12 protein-coding genes and 1 pseudogene are annotated in these 16,622 nt (G+C 55.9%); 7 read left to right on the top strand and 6 right to left on the bottom strand.

Features of this window, described 5'->3' with window-relative positions; all coding sequences use genetic code 11:
• Positions 1-187: 187 nt before the first annotated feature.
• Complete coding sequence (locus ABX962_RS12075; protein ID WP_372719686.1) at positions 188-343, bottom strand: hypothetical protein; 156 nt, start codon at positions 341-343, stop codon at positions 188-190.
• 125 nt (positions 344-468) lie between these two features.
• On the opposite strand from ABX962_RS12075, the gene ABX962_RS12070 reads away from it, so the two are divergent.
• The 3 genes from ABX962_RS12070 to ABX962_RS12060 all read left to right on the top strand — a co-directional run bounded on the left by ABX962_RS12070 (position 469) and on the right by ABX962_RS12060 (position 5,352).
• Positions 469-1,779, top strand: coding sequence for an N-succinylarginine dihydrolase (locus ABX962_RS12070; RefSeq protein ID WP_372719684.1), 1,311 nt, complete (start codon positions 469-471; stop codon positions 1,777-1,779).
• A gap of 137 nt (positions 1,780-1,916) precedes the next feature.
• Entirely contained in the window at positions 1,917-2,432 is a 516-nt protein-coding gene (locus ABX962_RS12065; RefSeq protein WP_372719682.1) for an RNA polymerase sigma factor, read from the top strand.
• 76 nt (positions 2,433-2,508) lie between these two features.
• Positions 2,509-5,352 (top strand): von Willebrand factor type A domain-containing protein, encoded by a 2,844-nt coding sequence (locus ABX962_RS12060; RefSeq protein WP_372719680.1) that lies wholly within the window; start codon positions 2,509-2,511, stop codon positions 5,350-5,352.
• An 86-nt stretch (positions 5,353-5,438) separates the two neighbouring features.
• Here ABX962_RS12060 and ABX962_RS12055 read toward each other — a convergent pair whose 3' ends face one another.
• From ABX962_RS12055 to ABX962_RS12035, 5 genes are all read right to left on the bottom strand, one after another.
• Positions 5,439-5,918: an RDD family protein gene (locus ABX962_RS12055; protein ID WP_372719678.1), complete on the bottom strand. Its 480-nt coding sequence runs from the start codon at positions 5,916-5,918 to the stop codon at positions 5,439-5,441.
• Positions 5,919-5,998: 80 nt separating this feature from the next.
• Positions 5,999-6,922 (bottom strand): alpha/beta hydrolase, encoded by a 924-nt coding sequence (locus ABX962_RS12050; protein ID WP_372719676.1) that lies wholly within the window; start codon positions 6,920-6,922, stop codon positions 5,999-6,001.
• Positions 6,923-7,256: 334 nt separating this feature from the next.
• A complete protein-coding gene (locus tag ABX962_RS12045) occupies positions 7,257-7,463 on the bottom strand; it encodes a hypothetical protein (RefSeq protein WP_372719674.1) in 207 nt (68 codons plus the stop codon).
• Positions 7,464-7,639: 176 nt separating this feature from the next.
• Positions 7,640-8,074 (bottom strand): hypothetical protein, encoded by a 435-nt coding sequence (locus ABX962_RS12040; RefSeq protein WP_372719672.1) that lies wholly within the window; start codon positions 8,072-8,074, stop codon positions 7,640-7,642.
• Between the two features lie 132 nt (positions 8,075-8,206).
• Positions 8,207-10,654 (bottom strand): DUF4159 domain-containing protein, encoded by a 2,448-nt coding sequence (locus ABX962_RS12035; protein ID WP_372719670.1) that lies wholly within the window; start codon positions 10,652-10,654, stop codon positions 8,207-8,209.
• Between ABX962_RS12035 and ABX962_RS12030 the strand changes: the two genes are divergently transcribed.
• The 4 genes and pseudogenes from ABX962_RS12030 to ABX962_RS12015 form a co-directional block, all read left to right on the top strand.
• Entirely contained in the window at positions 10,653-11,711 is a 1,059-nt protein-coding gene (locus ABX962_RS12030; RefSeq protein ID WP_372719668.1) for an AAA family ATPase, read from the top strand. The two genes, ABX962_RS12035 and ABX962_RS12030, sit on opposite strands and share 2 nt — an antisense overlap.
• Positions 11,712-11,713: 2 nt before the next feature.
• Complete coding sequence (locus tag ABX962_RS12025; RefSeq protein ID WP_372719666.1) at positions 11,714-12,601, top strand: DUF58 domain-containing protein; 888 nt, start codon at positions 11,714-11,716, stop codon at positions 12,599-12,601.
• Between the two features lie 26 nt (positions 12,602-12,627).
• Entirely contained in the window at positions 12,628-15,147 is a 2,520-nt protein-coding gene (locus ABX962_RS12020; RefSeq protein WP_372719664.1) for a BatA domain-containing protein, read from the top strand.
• Positions 15,144-16,622 (top strand): annotated as a pseudogene (locus ABX962_RS12015) (hypothetical protein); the annotation flags it as partial. The gene ABX962_RS12020 and the pseudogene ABX962_RS12015, both read left to right, overlap by 4 nt.

The following is a 16,622-nucleotide window of genomic DNA, read 5'->3' as shown; positions in this document are numbered from 1 at the left end:
GCCTTCGCGGATCGAGGAACAAGAGAGACAGAAAAATCGTTGCGACAGAAAAGATGGAAAGACGTGACGCCGGATGATTGAACCGGGAACGAGCCCTGTTCATTCACGGGCAAATTTGCAGAGGCGTGATTGGCCACGAATCAAACGAGTCTCAATACGGGCATCTGGAACAAGACCATCGGCGGTCCTAATCACTTTTCGGCTCGACATCGTTGTCGTATCCCTCGCCTTCGGATTGAGCTTGATACTCTTCGATCGCACTCTGGTCGAGTCCGCTGGACACAGGGGCTGCCTCTTTCTCGGCAGAATAGACCCAAAGTACTGAATATGCGACAATCAACAATCCCCAATCTCGCTCCCTCCGATAGCGACGCCAGCGGCAAATCAGCGCGGCTCAGTGGCAACGGATGGCTGAAGAAAAAGTGATAGCGTAAGAGACATTTCCGCACCCCTTTAGGCTAACCTTCCTTGAAACTAACCGAAGTCCAAGTCGATCGCCTTGTCGGTCCCACGCATCATTTTGGGGGGCTTGGCGTTGGTAATGTTGCTTCGCTATCGCACGCGGGCAATGTTTCGAATCCCGCCAGCGCGGCACTCCAGGGGCTCGACAAGATGCGGTTGGTCGCAAGCTATGGCGTACCGCAGTTCATTTTGCCACCACAGGCTCGGCCCGATGTCGCGTTTTTAAGGCAAGTTGGTTTTCAAATTGCCGATGGCGAATCACTTGAACAAGTCGCCTTACAAACGCCGAGTGTCCTTTCTGCTGCAATGAGCTGTTCTGCGATGTGGACGGCGAACGCCGCCACGGTTTCGCCCGCAATCGACAATCGTTTTGGTTTGCCAGCGATGACCGTGGCGAATCTAGACGCCAGCATGCATCGAGCGATCGAGGCCGAGGCCACGACGCATGAACTTCGCTGTCTTTTTCCCAAAACCAAGGTCCTGCGACCGCTTCCCGGCGGCGCCGCGATGCGTGACGAAGGGGCCGCCAACCACATGCGGTTTGGCAGCGATCAAAATGAACCCGGAATTCATTTATTCGTCTACGGTGACGGTGATCCCGCTGCGAAACGTTTTTGGCCTCGTCAATCACTGCTCGCGTGTAAGGCGATTGCAATTGGCCAGGGACTCGATCCGGAAAATACTTTTTTTGTCAAACAACATCCTGATGCGATCGATGCGGGAGCATTTCATAACGACGTCGTTGCGGCGAGTCACCACGACTTGTTGATTCATCATGAGCGGGCTTTTTACGATCCGGACCACGTGATCTCGCGAATGGCCTATCGCTACCAACAACGTTTTGGCCGCCCGCTACGGCGAGTGGTCGTAAGCGACACCGATCTGCCACTCGCCGATGCTGTCCGCACCTACTTGTTTAACAGTCAATTGATCAGCCCCGCCGCGGAGAACGAGGTCGCAGTGCCTCCGGTTCTGATTTGTCCATCGCAGGTGCAACAGCATACTCCGACGCGGACGCTGGTCGAATCGTGGATCGGCGAATCGAAATTTTTCAGCGAGGTACGCTATGTCGATTTGAATCAGAGCATGGCCGGAGGCGGAGGGCCGGCATGCCTCAGGCTTCGGATTCCGCTGACCCCACCTGAACTGCAGCAATGTGACTCGCGTTACCGGTGGACCGAAGAACTCGACCAACGTCTGCGACGAACCATTAGCGAGTTCTATCCGACGCGAGTTTCGCTAACGGACCTGGCTTCGGCCGAATTGATTTCCAAATCGCGACAAGCTCACTCGGAAATTGCTAAACTATTCCAGTAGAACGACTTGCGGCCATGCTGCCGCAACTCTGCCGAGGGGATTCCCACCTTTTTGAGGAAACCTCCCTAACATTCTTTTCTCGGTTTCGTTGTCGAAGATGAAACCCACGTCTATCTCCTATCGCTAATCTCATCATCATGCCGGATCACTCCCCAACTCAGTGGCCCGCCGAAACCATCAGTGCATTGGTGGATCGTTTTGAGCGACCGCTGTTGGCGTATGCGTCACGGATGCTTGGTGGTGATTGGCAAGAGGCTCAGGACGCGGTGCAGGAAACGTTTCTGCGGCTGTGTCGCGAAGATCGTCAAAAGATCGAATCTCGCATCGCAGCTTGGCTGTTTTCCGTATGCCGAAGCCGAGTCATTGACATGCAAAGAACCAAACATTCGACGCCGATTGACGCGTCAAAGGTCTCGCTCGCCGACCCAGCCCCGGACGTGTCGGAAGTGGCCAGCGACGAGGAAGCTCGCCATCGACTTACCGAGATGGTGGATCAATTGTCACCGCGACAACAGGAAGTACTGCGTTTGCGGATGCAGGCCGGATTGAGCTACCGCGAGATCGCCGAGGTGACCGGATTGACGGTCAGCAACGTTGGCTTCCATCTGCACGAAGCGGTTCGCAACCTACGCAACTCGCTGGCGATGAGCTAAACGCACGGAAAAAGGTGTCCGACACCTTTTTTCGCAACGCTTCCGATCCATCCACAATAAATCACTGAGTTCTCCTATGTCTGAATCCATCTGGAATGATCCTCGGATCACCGCTTACGTGCTTGACGAGTTGCCCGCCGATGAGCGTGCCGCTTTCGAAAGCGAAATGCAATCCAATCCCGAATTGGCCGCGGCGGTCGAAGAAGCTCGCGGTGTGACGAGCAAGCTCGATTCGTTGTTCGCATCCGAATCGACGCCGCCGCTGGACGCTAATCGCCGCGACAAGATCATTGCCGGCGAAAACCATCAAACGTTTGTCACGACCAAACCGAACCGAGCGTGGTACCAGCTCGGTACCGTTGAGTTGGTCGTAACAGCGGCGATCGTCTTGATCATTTGTGCGATCGCGATCCCAGCCAGTATGTCGCCCAAAATTGCGATGAACGGTGACGCTGTGGTCGATCCCCATGAGGAACCGACCCTCAGCGAAGAAGACTACATGCGAATGGCAACGAGTGGGCAAGAACAAGACGAAGAGATCGTGGAGCGATCGGCAGATTCGCTCGGTGGCGAGAGAGAGTTGACACCCCATGATTTGGCCGACGCCAGCGGATTTGCTGCCGCCGAAGCGGCGGCACCAACAACGTCTCCGATGGCAGCGGCGCCAATGGCAGCAGCAGCGATGTCCGCCGATTCCGCATCCGATCAAGTTCACAGTCGTGCAGAAGCAAAACGTGATGCAGGCGCAGCTCCCCCCCAAGTCGCGATGCGATCGATGCTGAAAGAATCGGCCCCAGACCAAAGGCCTGACGGCGCAGATCAAAGGCCTGACGGCGCGGGACAAGCCGGAGCATCTAGAGCACTCAGCATGTCGCAATCGCCATCCGAATCGCTCCAAATCCAAAGCGGATCGCGAACGGCATCGGAGTCCAAGCCTGAAGTGATGGAAAAATCTCGACGTAGCATGATGACGCGTCGATCCGATGCAGCCAAAGAAGCAAAGGATTCGGAATCCGCGAAGAAGTCCGAAGCGAGCGAATTGCATGCGATGGCGCCGGATGCACCTGCGGCTCCAGCCGGTCCGTTCAGCGAATCACCGGAACCCTTTGGGGATTTCTTTGGGGGTGCTGAAATTGCCGAATCCGACGCACAAATGGGAATGCCCGGAAGTGGAATGGCGATGGGCGGATTGCAGAATGAGTCTAACGAGAATTTGAGAAGGGGGAGAAGCAGCGGTAGGGAGATGGAGAGTATGGATATGGGAATGAGTATGCCGGCGAGTCCATCTGCGGATCGTTTTGAAAGCAAGCCCACCAATCGCGGCGGAGAAAGCACGGCGGGTGGATATGGGCTTCCGATGAATACGGTGCCCTCGAACACCAGTTTAAGAACCGAGCTAAAACAGTCGATTCCGGGGTTGCCCAAAGCCATCCAATTGCTGGACGAAGAAGTTCGCAACCCTGAAGGCGCTGGTCCTGGAACCCCAGGTGACCAGTTTGACGTGATCGAGGACAACCCGTTCCGGCATGTTTCCGAACATCCACTAAGCACGTTTTCAGTCGATGTCGACACCGCCAGCTACAGCAAGGTGCGTGATTTCCTTGTGCGTGCAAACCAGTTGCCTCGGCCAGACGCAGTCCGCATCGAAGAGATGATCAACTACTTTGACTACAACTACGATCCGCCCGCCGCCGACGCGGAACATCCCTTCGCCGCTCGTGCCGTCGTGACCGAGTGTCCTTGGAATCCACAACATCGGCTGGCCCGGATCGCGCTCAAAGGAAAAGTGATCGAACAATCCGAGCGTCCTCGCTGCAACTTGGTGTTCTTGCTGGACACCAGCGGCTCGATGAACCAAGCCAACAAATTGCCGTTGGTCCAGGACGGCATGAAAATGTTGCTGGAGCAATTGAACGAGAACGACCGTGTGGCGATCGCAGTCTATGCCGGATCGGCCGGATTGGTACTCGATTCCACCAAAGTGAAAAACGGCAAGAAAGTTCGCAAGGCGCTGACGCAGCTCTCGGCCGGCGGCAGCACCAACGGCGGTGCCGGCATCGCCTTGGCCTACCAAGTCGCTCGCGACCATTTCATCCCCGACGGTGTCAACCGCGTGATCCTATGTACCGATGGCGACTTCAACGTCGGCACGACTGGCACTGACGCACTGGTACGCATGGTGGAAAAAGAAGCCAAGGGAGGCGTCTTTCTGTCGGTGCTCGGGTTTGGGATGGGCAACCATAACGATTCGATGCTCGAGCAAATCAGCGGCCGAGGCAACGGCAACTATGCCTTCATCGACAATGAAAAGGAAGCTCGCAAGGTACTTGTCGATCAAACCAACAGCACGCTGGTGACGATCGCCAAAGACGTCAAATTGCAAGTCGAATTCAATCCAACGCAAGTCAACTCGTACCGTTTGATCGGCTACGAGAACCGAGTGCTGGCGAAAGAAGACTTCAATGACGACCAAAAAGACGCGGGCGAAATTGGGGCGGGGCATAGCGTCACCGCACTGTACGAAATCGTCCCGGCCGGCAGCGAACCCGACGCGGCCAAACCGAAGGTCGACGACTTGAAGTACCAAGCCAAGGTCAAGCCAACCAAGGCAGCTCAAAACGACGAAATGTTGACGATCAAACTGCGCTACAAACAGCCTGATGGCGACACCAGCACCTTGGTCGAGTTTCCGGTGACGGACGAGGGCGACAGCTTTGACAAAGCTGACAAGGAGACTCGCTTTGCCGCAGCCGTCGCAGGGTTTGGAATGCAGCTTCGTCGCAGCGAGTACAAAGGAAACTGGACGCTCGGCGACGTGATCCGTGTCGCGGAGGCCAGTAAGGGCGAAGATCGCTTCGAATTAAGGGCCGAATTCATCCAGCTCGCCCAAAAAGCGAGTCAATTGATGGGCCAAGAATAAGCCGACACCAGCGGTGCCCGCGTCAAGGATCCTCCGACGCAATCACAGCTTCCGGGAAGCCGTGATTGCGTTTTATTTTTTATATGCTATCGGGACTTCACGACAAACGTGTTTGGAAAACGATCGTGCCAACCTCTCGAAGTTTCTCCAAGAAAGGAGAACGCTTCGAACGGAATGAGCCGCGAAAAACTGCGACCGACAACCTGGCCAAATGAGGGTTTGCCTCCCTGTTCGTTGACCACTTTCGTACCCGTGATCAATTTTCCCAGCGTCCTTGACATGGTGGCTTCGCACAGAATGTAGTAACCGAGCAGAATGGGCAAGCCAATCAGAAAGCCCGGCGTTCTATCAATAAAGTCCATGCCGTCTTGGCCGCCGACGACCACGACGACAACTCCGAAAGCAAAACTGATGGCAAATTGCACGAAATAGTCGATAAAGAAATTCGCCAAGCGAAGCCCTTTTCCAGCCGGCACGACCGCGCCGCCGGTGAGATAAGGATCCGACTCGTTCGGCAACGCCGCCGCTGCGGCGGGTGCGGCATAAGGATTCAGGGGTTCGTTCATTTTTTCACAGTTCTAATTTTCGGAAGGTTTGGGAAGCGGAACAGAGGAATCGTCGTAACAGGTATCTCATTTTCTTATTTTTATTTGGCGCGTTGCCCCATGATTAGGATCGCCTTGGCGGAGATTTCAGTTAGCCGCGAGGAACTGTGTCCGACACCAGGAACAGTAATAAGCTGCCCCCCGGATTCGACCTGATTCTCAGCCGCAAACATCTCCATTTCCTTGACGTAGTGCTGAGCCCGATCGAATCGCGTCCAACCTCCTTGTTGCGGTTGATCGGACAAGCGATCCGTATCGGCTTCGCCAATGACGACCGCTACCGGCAATTGCACCGCCGTAACCCAGGTTTCCAGTTTGTGATCGATCTCGAACTCCTTGCTCTTGTCTCCCCATTGCAAGGTTCGTTTGCGCGGCTTCATTCCAGCGGGCCAACCGGTATCGGGATCAGGCATCGCGTAGATAGCAGGTGCACTGAGGACGACCCCGTGCAATCGTTCGGGATGAACCACCAGGTAATGGTTTGCGAACTGGCCTCCCGCAGAATGCCCGTACAAATAGAACTTTCCGTCGTAGTGGCGATCCAATGTTTTAAAACGATCCACGATCATGTGCACGAACTGATCGGATGTCGTGGTGCGTCCATCGTGCGCACGGTAACCCCACGCACTACCGCCAGGTGCATCTTCGCCGCTGGCATAGTTTTCAACATCAAATGCAGGGGCGACAAGGACCACTCCCGTCGATTCCGAAAACCTCAACCAGCGATTGATAAAGGTACGAGCACTTTGAAGTGCGGTGCTGCCATCGGCGATCGAACCGTGACAGATGACCAAGACGTTCGTCACTCGCGATCGTTTGTTAGGAACATATTGCAAAAATTCCCCAGCCTCGATTCGCTCTTCCGTGACAACACCACGTTGCACTCGCTGGGCGGCAACATCGGAACACATCAACGCCATTAAAACGAGAATAAGTAATCCGCTGCAACGCATTTGTTTCATCATTGGGAATCGGATTGGTACAGAACAAAGAAGGATTGGATCGGATTGTTTTTGCAGACGGATCGATCCTGCGTCAGACTTGAACGGTTTCAATTGCGGCCGGATCGATCGATCGCGGATTCATAAGCCGAGAAGATTCTAACCGATCGAGAAGCCTCGGTGCAAACACTTGAAATTTTCTCGAGACGGTACGGATTGGCGATTTTTGCTGTCGCTTCGCCTTCATGCTTCCGTGATCCAAGCCGCAGCACTACGACAACGCCGCGTCAGCCTATCGACCAGCAGCGAAAAAGAACTTGGTAGGAAAATAGAGGCAGGAAAATGTGCTTACACTCAATCAGCCGGTACTTTCAGGGCCATTTTTCTGGCCAGTAAGCCGATTGCCAAGCACGATCAACAAGCTGCCGAATCCGAAATAGCACGCCAGTGCAGTCAGAATGCCGGGCAGATCCGCCAGAATGCTTTGAATGGTGATTTCGTGTATGTCGATCACGACAACGACGATGGGGATCGCGATCACGATGGCGCCAAAGATCCTAAGCATCGAACCGAGAGCACGCTTCCAGCGCGGTGATTCGGCAAAAGGTTTTTGTGCCGAAACTGCAGAGGGTCGGTAAGGGTTGGGGGCAACAGTCACAGTGCGATACGGTTCAGCGAGCGAACGACAGTAAATCGTCCACCTTAAGATACTCGGCTTTGGCACGCGGGTGCGGTAGCATGTTAGTCATAAGAGAAGTTCGACTCGAACTTCCACACGTCGCCATCTTGGTTGTATCGAAGTTCCCCCTTTGTCCACCGATCCCCGTTCGAGGCCATCGATAAATACAGTTGCTCAGCAAGCTCGGCAAGACGCGGAGTGATCGAAGCGACTCCTTGCTCTTCTCGATGATTTTTGAGGGAGTAATCGATCCTTTGTCCATCGCACGTAATCGTCAAAACGGCATTAGTCCAGTTCTCGGGGCTACACCCAATCGCTTCAGCCCCAATTTCATCAAAGACGGGTCTTAGCTGTTTTAACGCCTCCGGCACTCTGTCTGGATCGCGAACGACCTTTGACTCACGACCGAATAGTTTTCTAAAAAAGCTCAAGACTTTTCCTTTGCTAAAATGTGACCATTTACCTGGGGGATCCCACAGGCAACCAATTGTAAACACGATGCCGAGTCCCTGGCGTGCATCCGAGACATCGCCGGTCGATAAAAACCGTGGCGAACGACTAATGTGGCCGACGGAGGTGGAAAATGCAAATTGGATGGGAATCGGACTACAGGCTGGCAGCCTGTGTTACTATTGGTTGAGCGCGAAGAGGACCAGGTTGGCGACGATCTTGGCGGCGTCTTCGGTGGGGTAACCGGGGCACTGGACCGAGTTCTGACTCTCGAGCGCGCAACTGATATCGAGCGGTGAAAAGAAGACGCTGGCCATGCCGTCGACCGTGGCAAACTCGATCAGCGGTGCGCTGCTGCGACGATTAACCACTTGCCCTTCACCGCGGCCACTTGGCGTGCGGATAGTTACCGAAGTGATGTCGAATCCGCCATTCGCGCTGGTCATCGCCTGATGCGAACCGGGCATCGTCTCGAGCGACGAACCGGGTAACACCTGTCCCAGTTCGCGGCGAAACGACTTGGCGAACGCCTCGCTGCCGCAGATCGCGGTGCCAATCACAAAGCCGCCGTTTTTGATGTATTCCGCCAACGCCCGCCGTTGATCTGCAGTCAATTCGAACTCGGTGCGACCATGCATCCACAACACCGGAACGCCGCTTAAACCGGCCGATTCGATCTGGACCGGCTGATCAGCCGCGAGAATGTCGATCGGCACCCGCTGGCGAATCAACTCGGCCGCGTTGGGGATCGCTCGGCGAGCTTCCTCACCGCCCGCTCCTAGTGACAACATCGCGACTTCGATCGATCCACGTGTCGGCTGCGGTGCATCCTCAGCGTCTAGCACAACTCGTTTTTCCAACTTGTCTTTCAGTTCGCGGCCCGTGGCATATGCGATCACGTTTTCGCCCAACCGCACTGCGACATCCAATTGTTTTCGCACAGGCTCGGACACCTCGCGACGCGAAAACAACACGTCGCTCAATTCCCAGCGACATGACAAGGAATTCGGGACGTAAAACACGGCGGTGCGGCAACACGCTTGAACCCCGTAGACCCAAAAATCCTTGTCAATCAATGGGATCGACGCTGGTGCCACTTCATGCTGGGCAAACCACACGGGATGACTCGGCGGCAACCGGTCCAGCGGTGCTCCGTCGAACCATTTCGCACACAACTCGCGAACACTCGCTTCGAACGCCGATGCGTCTCCGCATCCATCCCCCGCTTCGGCTTCGAACAATATCGTGCCACCCTGCTCTAAATACTCGCCGAGATTTTTGACTAGCTCGGGCGAGAAATTCAGCGAGGCCTTGCCGCTAATGATCAGTACCGGAGTTTGCAACAAATCTTCGACCGCTGCCGCCTTTCCCTTGTCATGTTGGCCAATAATGGTTTGCCAAGTCAGATCGCGGCCCCAGTCACGTTCGACATGCCGGACCAATTGCTTGAGCCCTTCGGGGTGCGATTGCCACTGGTTCGCCGGTTGGCTTTCGTATTGCAATTGACCGGCGACGACTTGGCGTTTGCCTTTACTGAGGAACAGTAGCGCGAACGACGTGGCAATGTCGCGATTGTTTTCCATCATCCCTGTCCCCGACCAAAACCCTTGGAATTGATCGTGCGCGTTGAGCAATTGTTCGGCGCCTTCGCGATACCAATCATGGCCGCCAATGAACCGTCGCCCCGATAAGCGGCCGACACGTTCGAGCGCATACAGGTAATAGAAAAACGTCATCGAATCGCCGCCTGGATTGACTTCGGTGGTAAACCGATCGCCGAGCCACTGCAGCCCCGCCTGGACGGGATCTTTTTCCGGCGATTCATTTCCGCAGCACTGGATCGTATCGCCGACGATTTTCGAACTGCCGGCAGAGGTACCATCGCGACCAATAATCATCGAAGCGATCCCAGCGCAGGTCATACTGCCGGTCGGCGGTTGGCTACGTCCGTATCCCCAGCCGCCATTGCCACGCTGGATCTTTTCCCAATAAGCGATCGAACGCTCGAAGACGGCGGGTTCAATTTCGATGCCACGATCTTTCGCAGCACCGAGTGCAAGAATCGCGAACTGGGAATTCGAAGGATCGCCGTTGCCAAGTCCGTTGCCGTAGCTCCAACTTCCTGGATTCCCAGCCCCCCCGGGGTCACGCTGCGAATCGATCAACCAACGAACGTTGCGGCGAATGCGATCGAGGTCACCGGCGGCCCCGAGTTGACAATAGACGAGTGTTTGCAGAGCGACTGAATACGTTTCTTTGGGTTCATACAACCGCAGGTAACGCATCGCGCGAATCATGTCGGGATCGTCACGCGAGACACCTGCGTTGAGCAGCGAGAGGGTGCACAGCGAGGTCAAGCCGCACGATTGGCTGCCGAATTCGCTCCACCCGCCACGGTCATTTTGCGAACTGCGAAGATAGGCAACCCCGCGGTCGATTGCTCGTTGGACGCTGGCCGCGTCAATCTCGGCAGCATACGTAGGACGGACCATCCCGGTAAGCAACAAAAGCGTCGCAAAAACGATCGTTCCGACTTGGCGTCCTCCCGCCATCTTCAATACATGTCTAAGATAACTCGACGAGAAAGTTTCCCGTACCTCGGCAAAGGAATGTACGTTTTTCATCATGACTAGTCCTCCTCCTGCACCCAATTCCCCCCCACCGAATCAACCGGCGCGGAATTTAGGTGACGTGTTACGCGAATTTTCTCAGCATCAGCAAACGATGCGGGCCGAGCTCGCCAAGGTCATTGTGGGCCAATCCGATACGATCGAGCAACTGCTTGCCGCAATCTTTACTCGCGGCCACTGTCTGCTCGAGGGAGTTCCGGGACTCGCCAAGACGCTGATGGTCAGCACGCTGGCTGAAATCCTAGACGTCTCGTTCAAGCGTATTCAGTTTACACCGGATTTGATGCCCTCGGATATCACCGGCACCCAGGTGATGGAAGAAAACGAATCGGGGCGGCGAAGTTTCCGCTTTGTCCAAGGCCCGATCTTTACCAACATCCTGCTGGCGGACGAAATCAACCGGACGCCCCCGAAGACTCAAGCGGCTCTTCTCGAAGCGATGCAGGAGCGGCAAATCACCGTGGGAACGGAAACCTATCCGTTGACGCCGCCCTTTTTTACGATCGCGACGCAGAACCCGATCGAGCAAGAAGGAACCTACCCGCTTCCGGAAGCTCAGCTCGACCGGTTTATGTTCAACATTAAAGTCGGCTACCCCACGGCGGCCGAAGAAGAACAAATTTTGACGGCGACGACCCGCGGCGAAAGCCAAACCGTCAACAAGGTGCTGTCGTCACGCGCGATCTTGAATATTCAAAAGTTGGTTTCCAGTATCGCGGTCAATCCGCTGGTGATCCGTTATGCATCCCAGCTCGTCCGTGCGACTCGCCCCAAAGACGAAACGGCGCCACAATACATTCGCGATCTTGTCGATTGGGGTGCAGGCCCTCGCGCGGGCCAGAACCTGATCAACGGCGGTAAAGCGATCGCGGCGATGAACGGCCGGTTCAGCGTCGATCCGAGCGACATCCAGCGGATTGCCATTCCCGTGCTGCGTCACCGAATCGCGACCAATTTCCAAGCTCAGGCCGAGGGCATGGACACCGACGCCGTGATCGAGCGACTGCTCAAAGACATCCCTGTTCCCGAACCGGAAAAGATGACGAAGTCCTAATTGTGGCCTCACTGCTTTCCCCCGAATCGATCCAACAAATCAAACGACTCGACCTGCGTGCGAGGACGGTCGTGCGTGGATTTTTGCAGGGGTTGCACTCCAGTCCGTTTCACGGGTTTTCGGTCCAGTTCAGCGAACACCGACGCTACAACCAAGGCGACGATCCAAAACTGATTGATTGGTTGGTCTATGCCAAAACGGACAAGTACTACGTCAAGCGTTTTGAAGCGGAAACAAATTTAACTGGTTACTTGGCGATCGATCTGTCACAGTCGATGGGGTTCACCGAGAGCCAGAGCATGACCAAGTTTGAATACGCCACTTGCTTGGCGGCGTCGCTGACCTATTTGATGACGATGCAGCAAGACCCGGTGGGCTTGTTGACGCTGGGCGAAAAGGTACGTGCGGAGTTGCCGGCCCGCAGCCGACGTGGGCATCTCGGTGACGTGATGGCGCGGTTGACCCAGATGAAACCTGAGGGCAATACCGATTTAGCGGCGTCGTTAACGCAAGTCGCTGCGATGCTGAAACATCATTCGCTGGTGATGCTGTTTTCTGACTTGTTGGACGATCCCGAAACGACGCTCTCCGCGCTGGCTCGGCTGCGCCATGGCGGTCACGATGTGATCGTGTTTCATATTCTCGACGAAGCCGAGGTCAATTTCCCCTACGACGGTCCGGTTCAATTCGAAGACAGCGAGACCAGCGAGACGATCACGGTCGACGCGACGGGGTTTCGCGAAGATTATTTGGCGCAACTGAATGAGTTCCGCGACAACTATCGCGAACGATGTGCCAATTTGCGAATCGACTATGTGCCGCTAGACACCAGCATGCCGTTTGACAAAGCGTTGACGGAATACTTGATGCAGCGTCAAAAGTCCAAGTAACTTGAAACTAGCGGTAAAACAATCTCGTGACATTCTTAAATGCAACTCTGATGCTTGGTCTCGCGGCAGCCGCCGTGCCGATCGTGCTGCATTTTCTGTCGCGGCGTGAGCCCAAGAAGGTCGTATTCCCGTCGCTACGTTTTTTGACTCAGCGTTACGAGACGAACCGCAGCCGACTGAAAATCCGTCGTTGGTGGCTGTTAGCACTGCGGATCGCGGCGATCGCGGCGGTGGCATTCGCACTGGCGAGGCCCGTGATCCATCAATCGCTTTCACTGACTTGGGTGACGATCGGGTTGGTAGCCGCCGCAGGTTTAGGCATGTTGGTATTGGCAGGGATCGCGATCGCACGTGGCTTTTCGCCTCCGCTGCGCTACGCGTTGACCAGCATCGCGGTGTTGACATTATTATCGGCAATCATTTGGGGTGGCGTGACCTATGCAACCGGTCCCCGACCGGCCACCGATTCCGCATCACCGGTGGCGATGGCGATTGTGATTGACAATTCGGCAACGTCTAGCTGGCAAACCAACAGCGACGACCGGATGCAGCGAATCGAATCGTTGGCCGAGTGGATCGTCGCTCGCGTGCCTCGCAGCAGCCGGATTGCGGTGATTGATCGATCGACAAGCCCCGCGTCGTTTGCGCTGGATAGCGCGAGTGCGTTATCGCAAATCGAACAAATCGAACCGCTGGCGGTGACGCAGCCGATCACCAGCCGGATTGCCGCGGCGATAGGCTTGGTTCAATCGAGTGATCTCGCCGCTCGAGCCGTAATCGTGATTAGCGACCTCAGTGAATCGACTTGGCAGCAGGCGATCGACGACCCAAGCACGCGGCAATTGTTGGAAACGGAACCCACCGTGAATCTAACGCTGGTGGATCTTGGGGAGTTTACGGGGACCAATCGCTTCGTCTCGTCGCTGCAAGTGTCCGATCTGACGCCGCCTGCTGCGACGTCCGTGTCGGTTTCGGCCCGCGTTGGGATCGCGGGTGACGTTAACCAAAATGGCCAATCGATTACGGCCGAATTGGAGTTGTACGACAGCGATCCTGCGCTGCCTGTCATCCGTGATGGTATGATCCAACGTCCGGAACTGCGAAGTGTCGATCGGACGAGCGTGCGACTCAGTGGCAGCGGAACCGCCGAGGTCTTGTTGACGGTTCCGCCAATGCAGGTCGGGACACATCACGGGCAAATTCGCTTGATCGGGGACGATTCGATTGCCTTGGACAACGTTCGCTATTTTTCGATCGAGGTATTACCGTCGTCGCCCGTGTTGATCGTCAGCGACAGTGAAGAAGAAGCTCGCGTGCTGGGCCAATCGATCACCGCGCCGTTGGTGATCGATGACCCGAATGCAGAATACCGAGTGGAATCGATTCGCTATCAAGATTTTGCCGTGGTCCGGCTGGCCGATTTTGACGCCGTGATGTTATTGGACCCGCCCAATCGCGCGCTACATAACCCTCAACTTGCCCAATACATTGAGCGCGGAGGCGGCGTTTTTGTCTCGCTCGGGCCGGCTGCTGAACCGACCTCTGAAGCATCCCCAACATGGCCGAAACTCGTCCGCCGTTGGCGAGTGCCCGAGCCGGGCACGTTTTTACAACCGCTGAATCAGTCGCATCCGCTGCTCGCTCCGCTCAGTAACATTGCCGGCGGCGTGCCATGGAACCAATTTCGCATCGCTCAATATTGGCAAGTCGAAACGCGAACCCAAGACAAAGTGAAACTCCGCCGATTGGCACAGTTCGCTGGCACCGAACACGCATCGATTGTTGAGGTGGCGAACGAGGACGCCGAAACGCCCCGCCGCGTTGTAATAATGACGACGCCGCTGCCGGCGCTGGCCGATGCGACTCGGCGCTGGAACGAACTGTTCAGTGGGACTGATGCTTGGCCAGCTTTCTTGTTGGTTCGCGAGCTTGCCGATTACTTGACCGAGCGTTCGGCGGGATTGCGTGACACGTTGGTCGGTCAACCTCACACCATCACCCTGGCTTCGTCGGATGCATCCGCTGCAGCGACTAGCATTCCAGTGGAAACGGCATTGTCCTCTAACAAAGAAGCTGATTCGCAGACCGCCGCGGCAAAGCCAGCCGGCGAGCGATTGACGCGTCGTTACCAACTGTATCCGCCGGGCGACACCAGCTCGATTCCGATCGACGTCGATATCGACAGCCAGCAATTCACGGTGACCAACATCAACTCGCCGGGAACCTATTGGGTTCGCGGACCAGGACTTCATACCGGTTTTTCAGCGAACATTGCCGATAATGCCACCCGACTGGCTCGCGTCGATCCCGAGTCGCTTGTCAACTCGCTAGGAAGTGAGCATGTTCAATTGGTAACCGACCGCGAAGAGATCGATTTGCGTGGCGACCAAGACAGTCAACGTGTCTCGCTGCATTCACCGGCGATGCTATTGGCGTTAGTCGTGTTCTTGCTAGAACAGATCTTGGGGAATCGATTCTATCGAAAACGCGATAGTGCGAGATCCTCGACCAAGCAGGCGTCGACCGCTGCGGGAGCCACCGCGTGAGTTCGTTTTTGATCGAACCGATCTATGATTCTGTTGCCGTTGCCGTTTTGGTTTCGCTGCTGGTCGTTGCTGTTTTGGTGTTGGTGACACCGCCAACCGACAATCCGAAGCAGCGTCGCTGGTTAATTGGACTTCGTTTCCTTGCCGCATTCATTTTGATGTTGGCGATCTTTCGGCCTGGATTTGTCCAGACCGATACGCGACCGGCCGAGGCAACCTTGGTTGTTGCGGTGGACACATCGCGAAGCATGACGTTTCCCGATGACGATCGCGCCGATCGCTGGACCCATCAACAGCAAGCGTGGCGTGAACTCGCCGATGGCGTTGCATCGCTGGATGAATCGATGAGCGTTCGCTTGCTCGAATACGACAAAACAGCGACCGAATTGGACAATGCACTTCCGACCGCGTTGGACGACCGAACCCCCGAGGGCGATTTGACGGACTTGGCGTCCGCCGCGACGGCGGCGATCGCGGCGGCTCAGGGGCAACCGCTGGCCGGAGTCGTCTTGATGGGCGATGGCGCCCAAACCGCGCCGATCGATGGTGCCGGAGCCGAACGGATCGCTCAGACGTTGAAAACATGGGGGGTCCCGCTGTGGACCGTCCCGATCGGACCGGCTGGCGGTCAAGCCGCGAACCGTGATGCCGGAATCGATGCGTTACCCGAGAGTTTCCAGCTGTTTGCCAAGAACGAATTCGATGTCAATTTTCAGGTGCAATTGCGAGGGCTGGCTGGCACCGAAGTGCCGGTGCGTGTCCGCTGGGTCGATGAAAAAGGCAACTCAACGGTCGCAGCCGAGCGGCAGCTTGTCGCTGAAAAAGCAAGCGAGGTCCAAGGAATGTCGCTGCAAGTCGTCGCTCCCGCACCGGGCGTGTATCGATTGAATGTCGAAGTCGATCCCGTCGAAGGCGAACTGGTGACATCCAACAATTTGCAAACCGCGTTTGTGAATGTGCGTGAAGGGGGCGGACGGATCTTGTATCTCGAAGGGACGCCGCGGTTAGAGCAAACGTTTCTGCGTGCAGCACTAAGACGGTTTCCTGATCTCGATCTGACCTACCAGTGGATCCCAAGCGACACTGCGGCACGTTGGCCGATTGGGCTGCGTGATTGGTTTCAAAAAGGTAAATTCGACATCTATATCATCGGCGATTTGGATGCCGATGCGATTGGCCGCGAGCAATTGACACAGCTCGCCCAATCGGTGTCCGAAGGAGCGGGCTTGGTGATGCTGGGCGGCTACCATAACTACGACGCAGGCGGGTATGCGAATTCGCCCTTGGCCGATGTGTTGCCAGTACAATTGGACGCGTCGCGTCGCATTTCAATTCAATCCGACGACGTTGACGATCGGCGTTTGCAGATCCCCGGCCCGATCACGGTCAACCGATCACGCTCGCATCCGATCACCAACATTGGCGGCGAGGATCCTGACAAAACGTGGTCGTCGCTGCCGAGTTTGCTAGGGGCG

Origin of the sequence: Novipirellula sp., from assembly GCF_041583735.1 — a bacterium.
GTDB lineage: Bacteria > Planctomycetota > Planctomycetia > Pirellulales > Pirellulaceae > Novipirellula.
Note: the sequence above shows the minus strand (reverse complement) of the source record. Positions and strands in the feature narration are given on the sequence as shown.